The organism is Geodermatophilus sp. SYSU D00779 (genome assembly GCF_054050595.1).
On the sequence record NZ_JBJGZQ010000038.1, the window covers coordinates 19,930 to 34,301 of the forward strand.

General features: G+C 75.4%; 13 protein-coding genes and 1 tRNA gene. 6 read left to right on the forward strand and 8 right to left on the reverse strand.

Translation table 11 applies throughout. From position 1 onward, the window contains the following. The first annotated feature begins 3 nt into the window (after nt 1-3). A complete protein-coding gene (locus tag ACI79G_RS22695) occupies nt 4-1,137 on the forward strand; it encodes a glycerate kinase (RefSeq protein WP_456883301.1) in 1,134 nt (377 codons plus the stop codon). Between the two features lie 28 nt (nt 1,138-1,165). On the opposite strand, the gene ACI79G_RS22700 is transcribed toward ACI79G_RS22695, so the two are convergent. The 4 genes from ACI79G_RS22700 to ACI79G_RS22715 form a co-directional block, all read right to left on the reverse strand. Further along, nucleotides 1,166-2,020 carry a cyclase family protein gene (locus ACI79G_RS22700; protein WP_456883302.1) on the reverse strand — a complete coding sequence of 285 codons (855 nt, stop codon included), beginning with the start codon at nt 2,018-2,020 and terminating at the stop codon, nt 1,166-1,168. A gap of 209 nt (nt 2,021-2,229) precedes the next feature. Beyond that, nucleotides 2,230-3,384, reverse strand: a complete 1,155-nt coding sequence (locus ACI79G_RS22705; RefSeq protein WP_456883303.1) for an acyl-CoA dehydrogenase family protein — start codon at nt 3,382-3,384, stop codon at nt 2,230-2,232. Between the two features lie 2 nt (nt 3,385-3,386). Beyond that, on the reverse strand, nt 3,387-5,369 hold the full coding sequence (locus tag ACI79G_RS22710; RefSeq protein ID WP_456883304.1) for an ATP-binding protein: 1,983 nt from the start codon (nt 5,367-5,369) through the stop codon (nt 3,387-3,389). A 43-nt stretch (nt 5,370-5,412) separates the two neighbouring features. Continuing rightward, nucleotides 5,413-5,598: a hypothetical protein gene (locus ACI79G_RS22715; protein WP_456883305.1), complete on the reverse strand. Its 186-nt coding sequence runs from the start codon at nt 5,596-5,598 to the stop codon at nt 5,413-5,415. Between the two features lie 98 nt (nt 5,599-5,696). Here ACI79G_RS22715 and ACI79G_RS22720 point away from each other — a divergent pair, with 98 nt between their 5' ends. Next, on the forward strand, nt 5,697-6,221 hold the full coding sequence (locus ACI79G_RS22720) for a ferritin (protein ID WP_456883306.1): 525 nt from the start codon (nt 5,697-5,699) through the stop codon (nt 6,219-6,221). A gap of 4 nt (nt 6,222-6,225) precedes the next feature. On the opposite strand, the gene ACI79G_RS22725 is transcribed toward ACI79G_RS22720, so the two are convergent. Next, complete coding sequence (locus ACI79G_RS22725) at nt 6,226-7,839, reverse strand: carboxyl transferase domain-containing protein (RefSeq protein ID WP_456883307.1); 1,614 nt, start codon at nt 7,837-7,839, stop codon at nt 6,226-6,228. 57 nt (nt 7,840-7,896) lie between these two features. Here ACI79G_RS22725 and ACI79G_RS22730 point away from each other — a divergent pair, with 57 nt between their 5' ends. Beyond that, nucleotides 7,897-8,490: an SACE_7040 family transcriptional regulator gene (locus ACI79G_RS22730; RefSeq protein ID WP_456883308.1), complete on the forward strand. Its 594-nt coding sequence runs from the start codon at nt 7,897-7,899 to the stop codon at nt 8,488-8,490. A gap of 107 nt (nt 8,491-8,597) precedes the next feature. On the opposite strand, the gene ACI79G_RS22735 is transcribed toward ACI79G_RS22730, so the two are convergent. Both ACI79G_RS22735 and ACI79G_RS22740 read right to left on the reverse strand, forming a co-directional pair. Next, a complete protein-coding gene (locus ACI79G_RS22735; protein WP_456883309.1) occupies nt 8,598-10,439 on the reverse strand; it encodes a hypothetical protein in 1,842 nt (613 codons plus the stop codon). A 107-nt stretch (nt 10,440-10,546) separates the two neighbouring features. Continuing rightward, on the reverse strand, nt 10,547-11,758 hold the full coding sequence (locus ACI79G_RS22740) for a hypothetical protein (protein ID WP_456883310.1): 1,212 nt from the start codon (nt 11,756-11,758) through the stop codon (nt 10,547-10,549). 148 nt (nt 11,759-11,906) lie between these two features. Between ACI79G_RS22740 and orn the strand changes: the two genes are divergently transcribed. The 3 genes from orn (at nt 11,907) to ACI79G_RS22755 (ending at nt 14,251) form a co-directional block, all read left to right on the forward strand. Next, nucleotides 11,907-12,584 (forward strand): oligoribonuclease, encoded by a 678-nt coding sequence (orn, locus tag ACI79G_RS22745; RefSeq protein WP_456883311.1) that lies wholly within the window; start codon nt 11,907-11,909, stop codon nt 12,582-12,584. A gap of 67 nt (nt 12,585-12,651) precedes the next feature. Then, nucleotides 12,652-12,727 (forward strand) — tRNA-His (locus ACI79G_RS22750). 351 nt (nt 12,728-13,078) lie between these two features. Continuing rightward, nucleotides 13,079-14,251, forward strand: coding sequence for a heparan-alpha-glucosaminide N-acetyltransferase domain-containing protein (locus ACI79G_RS22755; protein WP_456883312.1), 1,173 nt, complete (start codon nt 13,079-13,081; stop codon nt 14,249-14,251). Between the two features lie 13 nt (nt 14,252-14,264). Here the strand turns inward: ACI79G_RS22755 and ACI79G_RS22760 are convergent. Next, on the reverse strand, nt 14,265-14,372 hold a 108-nt coding region (locus ACI79G_RS22760; RefSeq protein ID WP_456883313.1), incomplete at its 5' end, for an integrase core domain-containing protein.

Below are 14,372 nucleotides of genomic sequence, written 5' to 3' on the forward strand. Positions count from 1 at the left end.
GGGATGCCTCGCGTCCTCGTCGCCCCGGACAAGTTCAAGGGATCGCTGACCGCTCCGGAGGTGGCCGCCGCGGTCGCGCGCGGGCTCACCGCCGGCCGGCCGGACGTCGAGGTGAGCTGCCTGCCGGTCGCCGACGGCGGCGACGGCACCCTCGCCGCCGCGCTGGCCGCGGGCTACGAGGAGGTTCCCGTCACCGCGACCGGCCCGACCGGCGAGCCGGTGCAGACGGCCTACGCCCGGCTCGGCGACATCGCCGTCGTCGAGATGGCCGACGTCTCGGGGCTCGGCCGGCTGCCCGGGGGCCGGTTCGCGCCCCGCACCGCCACCAGCCGCGGCACCGGTGAGGTCGTCGCCGCGGCCCTGGCCGCCGGCGCTCGCCGGGTCGTCCTCGGCATCGGCGGCAGCGCCACGACCGACGGCGGTGCCGGGCTGCTGCAGGCCCTCGGCGCGCAGCTGCTCGACGCGGACGGCGCACCGGTCGGGCCCGGCGGCGCGGGGCTGGAGCGGCTGGCCCGGGTGGACGTCAGCGGGGTCGCCGCCGCGCTGCGGGGCGCCGAGGTGGTCGTCGCCTGCGACGTGGACAACCCGCTGACCGGCCCCTCGGGCGCCGCGGCGGTCTACGGCCCGCAGAAGGGTGCCGACCGTGACGATGTGATCCACCTCGACGGCTGCCTGGCCCGGCTGGCCGACGCGGTCGCCGAGGCCACCGGCCGGGACCTGCGCGACGAGCCCGGCGCGGGCGCCGCCGGCGGGGTGGGGTTCGCGGCCCTCGCCGTCCTCGGGGCTCAGCTGCGGCCCGGCATCGACCTGCTGCTGGACCTGCTCGGCTTCGACCGGCTGGTGGCCGGGGCCGAGCTGGTCGTGGTGGGTGAGGGGTCGCTGGACGAGCAGAGCCTGCGCGGCAAGGCGCCGGTCGGCGTCGCCCGCCGGGCCCGGGCGGCCGGCGTCCCCGCGGTGGTCGCCGTCTGCGGGCGGCGCGACCTGGAGGACGCGGCGCTGCGGGGGGCCGGCATCGACGCCGCCGCCGCGCTCACCGACCTCGAGCCGGACCCCGCGCGCTGCATGGCCGAGGCCGGCCCGCTGCTGGAGCGCCTGGCGCAGCGCATCGCCGCCGAGCACCTGCCGACCCCGGCCTGACGGGGCGTCCGGGGCGCGCCCGGGGGGCTCACCAGGAGGCGAGGACGCGGGCCGGGCCGCCCGAACCCTCCTCGAACGGGATGAGGCCGACCACGATCGTCGCGCCCGTGGGCGGGATGCGGTCGAGGTGCGCGAGGTTCTCCAGCCCGTAGCGGTCGGCGCCGGTGAGCAGGAGGTGGGTGTCGAAGGTCGTGGACACGCCCGGGTCGAGGCTCAGCGTGTCGACGCCGAGGCTGCGGATGCGCCGGTGTTCCAGCAGCCACTCGCAGGTGTCCGCACCGAAGCCGGGGAAGTGCAGCGTCCCCGCCGCATCCGCGCCGCGGTAGGCCACCGGATCGCCGATCCTGGACCCCCAGCCGGAGTTCATGAGGACGGCGGCGCCGTCCGGGATGCGGCCGTGGCGCCGCTCGTGCGCGCGGACGTCGTCGATCGTCACGACCGTGTCGGGCTCGTCCGCCGCGCGCGTGCTGATGTCGACGACGACGGCGTGCGTGACGAGCTCGTCGACCCGCAGCTCGGGCGCGAGTCGACCGCCCGGCGTGAAGTGTCCCGGCGCGTCGACGTGGGTGCCGGTGTGCTCGACGAGGCGCCACTCCTGCGCGTAGTAGCCGTTCGCCTCGATCGTCACGACGGTGCGGCGCGAGGGCCCCGCGCCCGGCACGTACGTCGGCAGGCTCGTGGTGAACGGGTGCGTGAGGTCGCACAGGCCGCATCGGCCCCAGCTCGGGGCTCGCGGTGTCCGGTCCTCGGCCCGAGCGGTGCCGGTCAGCGCAGCGGTCACGGCCGCGGCCGCCCCGCCCACCAGCGCCGTCCGCCGGGAGAAGCCGGTCCTCGTCCCCTCGCGGGCCTGCTGCGCCACCCTGCCCGTGTGCTCCGTGCACATGCGCGCTCTCCGTCGTCCCCGTCGTGACCGGGTGCCCCTGGGCTCGGGTGCGCGCACCATAGCCCCGGGACCGGCCACGGGACCGCACGTCGCTGCGCGGTGCCGACCGCCGCACGGGGCGGACGCCTGACACGGCGAGATCGCCGGAGACCGGCCCCCTGCAGGGTCCCGCCACGAGCCTGCGAGTGGTGGGGGCAGGGGGTCCTTCTTCAGCCGACGCCGAGGTCGCGGGCGATGAGCATCCGCTGCACCTCGCTGGTCCCCTCACCGATCTCGAGGATCTTCGCGTCGCGGTAGAAGCGGCCCACCGGGAACTCGTTCATGAAGCCGTAGCCGCCGTGCACCTGGGTGGCGTAGCGGGCGTTGTCCATCGCCACCTCGGAGCTGTACAGCTTGGCGATCGAGGCCTCCCGCGCGTACGGCTCGCCGCGCAGCATCTTCTCGGCCGCCCGGTAGTAGGCCAGCCGCGCGGTGGAGGCGCGCACCTCCATGTCGGCGATCATGAACTGGATCGCCTGGTTGCGGCCGATCGGCTGCCCGAACGCCTCCCGCTGCGCCGCGTACTTCACCGACTCGTCGACGCACCCCTGCGCCAGCCCGACGGCGAGCGCGGAGATCGCGATGCGGCCCTCGCCGAGGATGGAGAGGAACTGCGCGTAGCCGCGGCCGCGCTCCCCCACCAGGTTCTCCGCCGGCACGCGGCAGTCGCTGAACGACAGCTCGCGGGTGTCCGAGGCGTTCCAGCCGACCTTCGAGTACCGCTTGCCCACGCTGAAGCCCGGCGTCCCCGACGGGATGGCGATCGCCGAGATCTCCTTGCCGCCGTCGGGCCGGGTGCCGGTGACCGCGGTGACGGTGACCAGCTCGGTCAGGTCGGTGCCGGAGTTGGTGATGAACGCCTTGGACCCGTTGACCACCCAGTGGCCGTCCTCCAGGCGTGCGGTGGTGCGGGTGGCGCCGGCGTCCGAGCCGCCGCCGGGCTCGGTCAGGCCGAACGCGGCCAGCGCCTCGCCGCTGCACAACCGGGGCAGCCACTGCTGCTTCTGCTCCTCGGTGCCGAACCGGTAGATCGGCATCGCGCCGAGCGAGACGCCGGCCTCGAGGGTGATCGCCACCGAGGAGTCGACCCGCGCCAGCTCCTCGAGCGCCACGCAGAGGGTGAAGTAGGTGCCACCCGAACCGCCGTACTCCTCGGGGAAGGGCAGGCCGAACAGGCCCAGCTCGCCCATCTGCCGCACGATCGCGGTGGGGAACTCGTCGCGCTCGTAGAACTCCCCGATCTGCGGGGCGATGACGTCGTGTGCGAACTCGCGCACGACCTTGCGCAGGGCCTCGGTCTCCTCGTCGAGCCGGTAGTCCAGCACGGTCAGTCCTCCCCGGCCGCCACCACGGCCACCCGCTCGTCGAGCCGGACCTGTTGGCCGGCCGTCACGCCGAGCTCGGTGACCGTCCCCGCGAGGGGGGCGGTCAGCACGTGCTCCATCTTCATCGCCTCCACCACCAGCAGCGGGGCGCCGGCCTCGACCCGGTCGCCGACCGCGGCCCGCACCACCGTCACCGTCCCGGGCATGGGTGCGGTCACCGCGCCGTCCGCGGCCGCGCCCTCGGCGGCGGCGTGCAGCCGCTCGTGCTCGCGCAGCGCGGTCACCCGGCCGTCGGCGGCCAGCCACACCTGGCCACCGGCGTGGACGACGGCGCAGCGGGAGGTGGTGCCGTCGAGGGTCACGGTCAGCTCCCCGCCGTCCCGAGCCGCCGACGCGCGCACCGGCTCGGCGAACCCGACCTGCACCTCGGCGGCGGACGAGCGGCCGCGCACCCGCACGGTCACCGGGTCGCCGCCGGCGGCCTGCAGGCGGCGCACCGTCCACGCCGGCTCACCCAGCCGCCAGCCGTCGGGGACGGCCCAGCGGTCGACGACCGGTCCGACCGGCTCCTCCTCCACCAGCAGCGCCAGCGCGGCGGCCGCGTACACGGACGGCGGCACCGGCTCGGCGGCGGTCAGCGCCTCGCCGCGCCGCTCGATGAGCCCGGTGTCCAGCCGCCCGGCGACCACGTCGGGGTCGGCGAGCAGCGCCCGCAGGAACGCCGTGTTGGTCGGCACCCCGAGGACGGCGGTGTGCCCCAGCGCGCCGACCAGGCGGGCACGGGCGGTCTCCCGGTCCGGGCCCCACGCGACCACCTTGGCCAGCATCGGGTCGTAGTCGGTGCCGACGACGGAGCCCACCGCCAGCGAGCTGTCCAGGCGTACGCCCGGCCCGGCCGGCTCGCGCAGACCGAGGACGGTGCCGGTCTGCGGCAGGAAGCCGCGGGCCGGGTCCTCGGCGTAGAGCCGGGCCTCGATGGCGTGCCCGTCGAGCACGACGTCGTCCTGGGTGAACGGCAGCGGCTCCCCCGCGGCGACCCGCACCTGCAGCTCGACCAGGTCCAGGCCGGTGACCATCTCGGTGACCGGGTGCTCGACCTGCAGCCGGGTGTTCATCTCCAGGAAGAAGAAGTCGGTCGGCCGCTCGGCGTCGACGATGAACTCCACCGTGCCGGCGCCGGTGTAGCCGACGGCCCGGGCGGCCTCGACGGCGGCGGTGCCCATCGCGGCGCGGGTGGTGGCGTCCAGCAGCGGGGACGGCGCCTCCTCGACGACCTTCTGGTGCCGGCGCTGCAGGCTGCACTCCCGCTCGCCCAGGTGGACGACGGTGCCGTGGCCGTCGCCGAGCACCTGCAGCTCGACGTGCCGCGCCGACCCGACGTAGCGCTCGACCAGGAGGGTGTCGTCGCCGAAGGAGCCCCGCGCCTCGCGCCGGGCGGCGGCGATCTGCTCGCGCACCTCGGCCTCCGACCGGACCACGCGCATGCCCTTGCCGCCGCCACCGGCGCTGGGCTTGAGCAGCACCGGGAAGCCGACCTCGACCGCGGCCGCGGCGACCTCGTCGTCCGACATGCCGGGCTCGGTCCGCCCGGGGACGACGGGGACGCCGGCGGCCATGACGGTCTGCTTGGCGCGGATCTTGTCGCCCATCGCCTCGATCGCGGCGACCGGCGGGCCGATGAAGACGACGCCGGCCTTCTCGCAGGCGCGGGCGAACTCGACGTTCTCGGACAGGAACCCGTAGCCGGGGTGCACCGCCTGGGCGCCGGTGCGGGCGGCGGCGTCGAGCACGCGCTCGATCGACAGGTAGCTCTCGGCCGCGGGCGCCGGGCCGATCGGGACGGCGACGTCGGCCTCGCGGACGTGCCGGGCCCCGGCGTCGGCCGCGCTGTACACGGCCACCGAGCGGATGCCCATCGCGCGCAGCGTGCGGATGACCCGGACGGCGATCTCGCCGCGGTTGGCCACGAGGACGGTGTCGAACACGGCTCAGCACCCCCCGACCGGGGCGCGACGGGAGGGGGACGGGTCAGGCCGCCTTGCGCGTGCTCTTGGCCAGGACCCTGTCGGCCTTGTCCAGCTTGACCAGGCGGCGCTTCTTGACCGTGTAGCCCGGCGGGAGCGTCCCCTCGGCGAGGGCCCGCAGGGGGCACCGCTTGCAGCGCGGCGTGTCCTGGCAGCACTTCTTCTTCGGCATGCGCGCGGACTTCCCCACGCGGTGAGGTTAGCCTCGCCTTCCCCAGTGGTCCACGGGCACCGGCGTGTCACCGGATAGCGTGCGGTGACCGCCACCGCACACGTCCGGGAGACCCGATGGCCGCCGCCGCCTTCGTCGAGCTGCTGAACACGCAGATCGGCAACGAGTTCGCCGCCCACCAGCAGTACGTGGCGTGCGCCGTCTACTTCGACGAGCTCACCATGCCACGGACGGCGCAGCTCTTCTTCGACCAGGCGCTCGAGGAGCGCGAGCACGCCATGATGATGGTCAAGTACCTGCTCGACTCCGACGCGCCCGTGCGCATCCCGGGCATCCCCGCCCCGGTCAACGAGTTCGCCGACGTCGTCGCCCCGGTCGCCCTGGCCCTGGAGCAGGAGAAGCGCGTGACCGAGCAGATCAACGCGCTGATCGGCGTCGCCCGGCGGGAGAACGACTTCGCCTCCGACCAGTTCATGCAGTGGTTCATCAAGGAGCAGATCGAGGAGGTCAGCAAGATGAGCGACCTGCTCACCATCGTGAAGCGCTCCACCCACGACCTGGAGACGATCGAGGACTACGTGCTGCGCGAGGTCACCGCCGAGGCCGCCGATCCCACCGCGCCACCGGTCGCGGGGGCGTGAGCAGCTACATCCGGAAGACGCCATAGCCAACCTCCTCCAACGGGGCGTTCGCGCAGGCGGACAGCGCGAGGCCGAGCACGGTGCGGGTCTGGGCGGGGTCGATGACGCCGTCGTCCCACAGCCGGGCGGTGGCGTAGTAGGGGTGGCCCTGGGTCTCGTACTGGTCGCGGATCGGCTTCTTGAACGCCTCCTCGTCCTCGGCCGGCCACTGCTCGCCGCGGGCCTCGAGCCCGTCGCGGCGCACCTGGGCGAGCACCGAGGCCGCCTGCTCCCCGCCCATGACCGAGATCCGGGAGTTCGGCCAGGTGAACAGGAAGCGGGGCGAGTAGGCCCGGCCGCACATCGAGTAGTTGCCGGCCCCGAACGAGCCGCCGATGACCACGGTCAGCTTGGGCACCCGCGCGCAGGCCACCGCGGTGACCATCTTCGCGCCGTGCTTGGCGATGCCCCCGGCCTCGTAGTCGCGGCCGACCATGAACCCGGAGATGTTCTGCAGGAACAGCAGCGGGGTGCTGCGCCGGTCGCACAGCTCGATGAAGTGCGCGCCCTTGAGCGCGGACTCGGCGAACAGCACGCCGTTGTTGGCCACGATGCCGACCGGGTGACCGTGCAGCCGGGCGAAACCGGTGACCAGCGTCTGCCCGTACAGCGGCTTGAACTCGGCGAACCGGCTGCCGTCGACCAGCCGGGCGATGACCTCGCGGACGTCGTACGGCGTGCGCGGGTCGGGCGGGACCACGTCGTAGACCGACTCCGGCGGGTGCAGCGGCTCCTCGACCGGCTCGACGTCCCAGGGTCGGGGCGTGCGGGGGCCGAGGGTGCCGACGATCTGGCGGACCAGCTGCAGGGCGTGCGCGTCGTCCTCGGCCAGGTGGTCGGTGACCCCGCTGACCCGGCTGTGCAGGTCTCCCCCGCCGAGCTCCTCGGCGGTGACCACCTCACCGGTCGCGGCCTTCACCAGCGGCGGACCGCCCAGGAAGATCGTGCCCTGCTCGCGGACGATGACCGCCTCGTCGCTCATCGCCGGCACGTACGCCCCGCCGGCGGTGCACGAGCCGAGGACGGCGGCGATCTGCGGGATGCCGGCCTCGGACATGGTGGCCTGGTTGTAGAAGATCCGGCCGAAGTGCTCGCGGTCGGGGAAGACCTCGTCCTGCATCGGCAGGAAGGCCCCGCCGGAGTCGACCAGGTAGACGCAGGGCAGCCGGTTGTGCAGCGCCACCTCCTGCGCCCGCAGGTGCTTCTTCACCGTCATCGGGTAGTAGGTGCCGCCCTTGACGGTGGCGTCGTTGGCGACGACGACGACCTCCCGGCCGGCGACCCGGCCGATGCCGGTGATGATCCCGGCGGCCGGCGCCTCGCCGCCGTACATGCCGTGCGCGGCCAGCGGCGAGAGCTCCAGGAACGGGCTGCCCGGGTCGAGCAGGGCGTCGACCCGCTCGCGCGGCAGCAGCTTGCCTCGCGCGGTGTGCCGCTCGCGCGCCCGCTCCCCACCGCCGAGCGCCACGCGGCGCAGCTGCTCGGCGAGGTCGGCGACGAGCACGGCGTGCGCCTCGGCGTTGCGCGCGGCGGCCGCGCCGTCGGTCGTCGGCCTGCCGGCCAGCACGGGGGCGTCCACGGGCGGGATGTTAACGGTGGTTCACGAATGGGGTCAACGACCGTTAACATCGCCGCCGTGACGGACGCCAACACCGCGCTGCACGCGGACGCGGCCCGCCCGTCGCGCCGCGAGCAGATCCTGCAGGCCGCGGCACAGCTGTTCGCCGAGCGCGGGTCCCGGGCCGTGGGCGTGGACGACGTGGGCGCGGCGGTCGGTGTGACCGGCCCGGCGATCTACCGGCACTTCGCCAGCAAGGACGCGATGCTCGCCGAGATGCTGCTGCGGATCAGCGAGCGGCTGCTCGAGGGCGGCACCGCACGGGTGGCCGCCGCCGGCGACGACCCGATGGCGCAGCTGCGCACGCTGATCGCCTTCCAGGTCGACTTCGCGCTGGACAACCCCGCGCTGATCACCGTGCACGACCGCGACCTCGGCTCGCTGGCCGACGACGACGCCGCGCAGGTGCGCCGGCTGCAGCGCCGCTACGTGGAGGTGTGGGTCGACGTCCTCGGGCGGGTGCACGCCGAGTCGGACGCCGCCACCAACCGGGCCCGGGCGCACGCCGTCTTCGGGCTGGTCAACTCGACCCCGCACAGCGCCGGCCGGCTGCCGCGCCGGCGGACGGCCGCGCTGCTCGCCGCGATGGCCGAGGCCGCCGCGACCGCCTGAAGAGCCCCTGGTGACCAGGTGAGCCGGTCGTGCGGGGTCCTGGCTCGCCACTGGGCGTGAGGAGCCGGGAGGGTCGGCTCAGCTGATCGTCCCGGGGAGGTCGCCGATCAGGGGGTGGGCTGCGGCATGGGCAGCACCAGCGCGGTCGAGGCGACGACGTCGAGGTCGGCGGTCGACCCGGTCGACCCGGTCGACCCGGGTCCGGCCCAGGCGGTCTCGACGATCGTCACGCTGCTGCCCGAGACGGCGCTGGCGTACTCGGCCCCGGACAGCTGCGCGGGACCCCCCGGGTAGCGGACGCCCTCGCGCAGCAGGTCGCTGACGTTGCCGCTGCCGTCCCGGTCGGTCAGCGCGCGCAGCGCCAGGGCGCCGCTCTCCTCCCCCATGTCGGCCAGCGACACCGAGACGACGACCGGCCGGCCGCCGACGTCGGTGGAGTACAGCGCCCGCGCCAGGCCCGCGCAGTCGGTGGTGGCGAAGAAGTCGGCCACCGTGCCGTAGGCGTTGCCGACGCAGGTGGGGTCGGTCTGCACCCGCTGGGCGACGAAGGTGCGGCCGTCGACCGTCTCGATCTGCCCGGGTTGCGGCCCGCCGGCGGCCTCGCCGAGCGCTCCGCCCTGCGCGGCGGTGGACGGCGACGCACCGGCGTTCGCCGCCTCGTCCCCGCCGACGAGGGCGGTGACGCCCACGCCGAGGAGGACGACGAGCAGCAGCGCGGCCGCGACGAGCAGCGCGGTCCGCCGCGGTGGGCGCTGCCGCCGGCGCGGTCCCACGAGGGGGACGCCGGCCGGGCGGGCACCGGAGGCGACCGGCGGCGCGGCCGGGGGCTCCACCGGGACCGGCGGCGCGGCGGGCTGGGCGGTGACCGGCTCGGGGGCGACCGGCTGAGGGGTTCCGGGCGCGGCGTCGGCGAACAGCCCGCCGAGGCCGCCGGTGTCCTCCTCGCGGACGCCGACGGTGGGCCCGACGAGGGTGTCCCGGACGACGGGAGCCGACGGTGCGGCCGGGACCGGCGCCGCGGCCGCGGTCGACAGCGGGGCCACCGGAGCGACGGCGAGGTGCTGGGCGCGCGCGTGGGCAGGGGCTGCGGCGCGGGCGGCCTCCTCGTCGGCGCGGATCGCGGCGGCGGCCACGGCCGCGGCGGCCGCCGGGTCGACCAGCGGACGCATCGGCTCGGGCGCGGCGGCGTGCGGCGCGGGGTGGTGCGCCACCGGCACCGGGGCCGCTCCCCCGGCCTCCGTCCCCGCCACCGCCGCGGCCATCGCGGCCGGGGCGAGCAGTTCGGGCGTCCGCAGGACGTAGGGCGAGTACGGGAAGCCCTCGCCGTTGAGCTCCTGGGTGGTGGGCACCCGGCCGTCGAGCTCGAGGGCCTCCAGGGCGGCGCGCACGTCGGCCGTCGTCCACAGGCGCGGGTTGGCGACGCCGGTGTAGCGGGCCGAGCGGGCGATGCCCAGCAGCAGCGAGCGGGGCTCGAGCAGCGCGACCTGGTCGCCCTCGCCCAGGTCGCCGTCGGCGGGCACCAGGCCGGAGAGGTCGCCGACCAGCACGGTCAGCCGGGCGATCCGGCCGGGCTCCAGGCCGGCGCGGCGCAGCCGCACCGCGGTGTCCATGCCGGCGCGCATCAGCCCGTCCAGCGGGGTGGACCCGCCGCCGGAGAGCTGCAGCACCTCGCCCGGGCGGCCGGCCTCGGGGCCGACGGTCCACGCCCCCTCGGGCAGCGCGGTGACCACGCCGCGCTGCCGGGCCACCTCGGCGATGCGGACCACGGCCAGGCCCTCCGGCACGAAGAGCACCGCGTCGGAGATCCGGCGGCCCACCGGCCCGTCGAGCACCGGCAGGGAGGCGACGACCGCACCCCGGACCGCGCCGCCGGTGTCCCAGCGGGCCAGTTCGGCGAAGAGCGCACGCTCCCCCGCCGTCTGCAGCGGCCGGGGGGTCAGGGCCAGCACGTCGGTCCTCCGGGGCGGGGAGCAGGGGCGGTGGGCGGCATCGCGGCGCGGTCACCGGGAGGGGCTGCCTCCGACGCTACGGCATGTGACGGGCCGGTCCGGGACGCTCAGCGGGTCGGCGCGCCGCCCGGCACCGGGACGGCGGGGAGCTCCCCGTGCTCCTCGAGGGACGCGCACCAGGCGGCCAGCGACCGGCTCCGGGCGACCGCGTCGAGCAGCGTCCACAGGAGGGTGGCCACCAGTGCGGTGGCCAGGACCACCTCCGGCCGCCAGTCCCACGGCGGGAGGAGCCCGACGGCGTCCAGGGCCGCACCCGCGCCGTAGGTGACCGCGGCGACCAGCGGACCGGCCAGCCGGCCGGGCACCCGGTGGGTGACGGCGAGGTCGACGGCGACCGCGCCGGCGAGCAGTGCCAGTGGCAGCACCGAGGGCGGGAAGCCGATCGCCACCAGGCCCAGCCACACGACCGCGCGGTAGGCCAGGTAGGCGGCCGCGATCGTCGTGGCGGCCCAGCGCAGCCCGGTGACCCGCCGGGCGACGACGAGGGTGAGCAGCCCGGCACACAGCAACCACGCCGGGTGCACCCAGGCCGGCACCGGGAGCATGAACGACGTCGGGCTCTGCGCCTGGGCGACGGCGAAGTCCAGCAGCTGCGGCTCGGCCGTCGTCCGCCCGGCCTCGTAGGCGCGCAGCGAGAGGACGCCGTACTCCTGGTGCTGGTTCGGGAACAGCACGTTCTCCGCGAAGAACAGCCACAGCCCCAGCGCGACGGCGTCCCGCGCGCGGCCGGGCGCGGCGTACAGCCACCAGCCGCGCAGCGCCCCGGCCAGCATGACCGCCGTCCCGAGGTAGAGCAGCGAGTGGCTGGGGCTCCAGCTGGTGATGTCCAGCCCGTTGACCCGGTGGTTGACGATGTCGACCGGGACGGCGACGAGGAACAACCCGGTGCCCACCTGCATCAGGCGCAGCGCGCGGCGGTCGACGCCGTAGCCGGTGTAGCTGGAGAAGAGGACCAGCGCGACGACCACGACGGTGCCGGCCGAGTTGAGCAGGTGCGGCGGGGCGAGGTCGTCACGCAGCCACCTGAAGTGCCAGGAGACGTCCCACGACGAGCCGAGCATCTTCAGCAGGAAGGCGCCCAGCCAGGCCGTGTAGATCCAGCGCAGCTCCCGCTGGGTCGTCGGGCGGCCGGGGCGGCCCGGCGTGAGGTAGGCCGGCCACAGCCACCGGAGCGTCGCGACCGGGTGGCGCAGGGCGGTCCTCGTCGAGCCAGGGGCCGGCGGCACCGCTCGGTCGACGACGGGGGCGGCGTGGGGCACGGTGGATCTCCTGGGCTCGGGGCCGTCGCGCCGGAGCCTAACGAGGCGCGAGGCCCGTTCCCGGCTCCCGAGCGGCCTCGGAGTGGCGGGTGCGGTGGGGGCCGGGCGTGCGGGCGACCGGGACGGGTGGCACGTAGGGTCGGAACCCGTGGCGGACAGCGCGGGACACCTGGTCTGGATCGACTGCGAGATGACCGGGCTGGACCTCACCCGGGACAAGCTCATCGAGGTCGCGGTGCTGGTCACCGACTCCGAGCTCAACGTCCTCGACCCGGGCCTGGACCTGGTGATCTCCGCCGACGACACCGCGCTGGAGGGCATGGTCGACGTCGTCACCGAGATGCACGCCAAGTCCGGCCTCACCGAGGCGGTGCGGGCCTCGACGCTCACCGTCGCCGAGGCCGAGCAGCAGCTCCTGGCCTACGTGAAGCGGTTCGTGCCCGAGCGGCGGACGGCGCCGCTGTGCGGCAACTCGATCGGCACCGACCGCGGCTTCCTCGCCCGGGACATGCCCGAGCTCGACGACCACCTGCACTACCGGATGATCGACGTCTCCTCGATCAAGGAGCTGGCCCGCCGCTGGTTCCCGCGCGTGTACTTCGCCCAGCCGCAGAAGGGGCTGGCCCACCGCGCGCTGGCCGACATCATCGAGTCGGTGCGCGAGCTCGCCTACTACCGGCAGACGCTGTTCGTCGACGTCCCGGGCCCCTCGACGTCCCAGGCGCAGGCGGCCGCCGCGGAGGTCACGGCGTCCTTCGCGGAGCTGTTCGCGGCCGAGGACGCCGGCGCTCCCGGGCAGCAACCCCCGGCCGCGTCGGACGCCTGAGGGTCTCCGGTATCGTGGTGCCGGTTCCCCGGACGACCCGCTGACGAGCGGCCGTCCGGGAGACGTGGTGGGTGTAGCTCAGCTGGTAGAGCACCAGGTTGTGATCCTGGGTGTCGCGGGTTCGAGCCCCGTCACTCACCCCACCGGGAGAGGCCCTGGTCAGGCGACTGACCAGGGCCTCTCCCCTTCTCCGGGTGAGCCCAGGATCGAGACCACCCGGTGCGGCCCCGCGCCAGGAGGCGGACCGGGGCTGACGGCGGAGATCGCCGACCCGTCGGGCTGACCCCGGAGCGCGCCACCTCGGGTCCGAGGTGAGGAGGCGGACAGGGAGCGGCAAGGAACCGGCCGGGAGCGGCAAGAAATCGGTGAAGCGGTGTACGAACCCGCCCCCCGACGGCCTCTTGCTGCGAGGAACGCAGGGCGACCGGAGCGCGCCGCCCCGGACGCGGCACTCGACCCGCCCGCCCACCTCGACCTGACCGGAGGAACACCCGATGGCCCTGCTCTGCCCGCCCGACGTCGCGACCGCCGCGCCGCCCCCCTGCCGGGCTCCCGAGGCGCGGCGCGCCCAGCGGCCCGGCCGCGTGCTCGGCCTGGACGTGGCGCGGGCCCTGGCGGTGTTCGGCATGCTGGGCGCCCACGTCGGCGGGGTGCCCGCCGACGTGGTCGCCTCGCCGTCGAGCTGGTTGGGCGCGGTCCACGGCCGCTCCTCGATCCTCTTCGCGGTGCTCGCCGGCGTGTCGCTGGCACTGCTGACCGGCCGGACCGTCGCCCCGGCCGGTGCGGACCTGGTCCGCGCCCGGACCCGCGTCCTCGTGCGGGCGGCGTGGGTGTTCGGCATCGGCGTCGCGCTGGAGGCCCTCGGCACCGACATCGACGTGATCCTGGGCGTCTACGGCGTGCTGTTCGTCCTCGCGCTGCCGTTCCTGCGCTGGTCGCCGCGCCGGTTGCTGATCGCCGCGGCCGTGCTGGCGGTCCTCACGCCCCCCGCAGCACTGCTGTCGACGGTGTGGGCGCAGGCCACCGGGCTCGAGGAGTCCCCGGTCGTGCTGCTGGCGCTCAACGGCCCCTACCCGGCCCTGATCTGGTGGACCTTCATCCTGGTCGGCATGGCCGTGGGCCGGTCCGACCTGGGATCGCCGCAGGTGCGCGCGCGGCTGCTGGGCGCGGGCGCGACGCTGGCCGTCCTCGGCTACGGCGCCGGCTGGACGACCACCCGCTGGTGGGGGCAGGCGGCATCGACGCAGGCCTGGGTCGACGGCGACATCGACGCCCGCACCTGGAGCCTGGCCTGGCTCAGCGGAGCGGCGCCGCACAGCGGCACGACCTGCGAGATCGTCGGTTCGGTCGGTGTCGCGCTGGTCGCCATCGCCGCGTGCCTGGCGCTCGCCGAGCGACTGCCGATGGCCACCTTCCCGCTGGTGTCGGTCGGCGCGATGGCGCTGACCGCCTACACCGGCCACGTCCTCGTGCCCACCCTGCTCGACTGGGACGTCGAGGGCGGTGCCCCGTGGCTGGCGTCCATCGCCGTGATGGTCGTGCTCTCCACCGGGTGGCGGCTGACCCTCGGCCAGGGGCCGCTGGAGAAGCTGCTGTCCACCACCTCGGCCGGGGCGGCAGCGCTGGTGGCCCGGCACCTGGCGCCCCGGCCGCAGCCGTCGTCCTAGTTGTACCGGGCCATCAGGTTGGTGCCAGTCGGCTGATCGGCGGGCGTCCACCAAGTGCGCTGTGGCGGCGCTGAGTGTTGTAGTGCTCGATCCACGGAGCAAGAGCGGCGGTGCGCTCGAC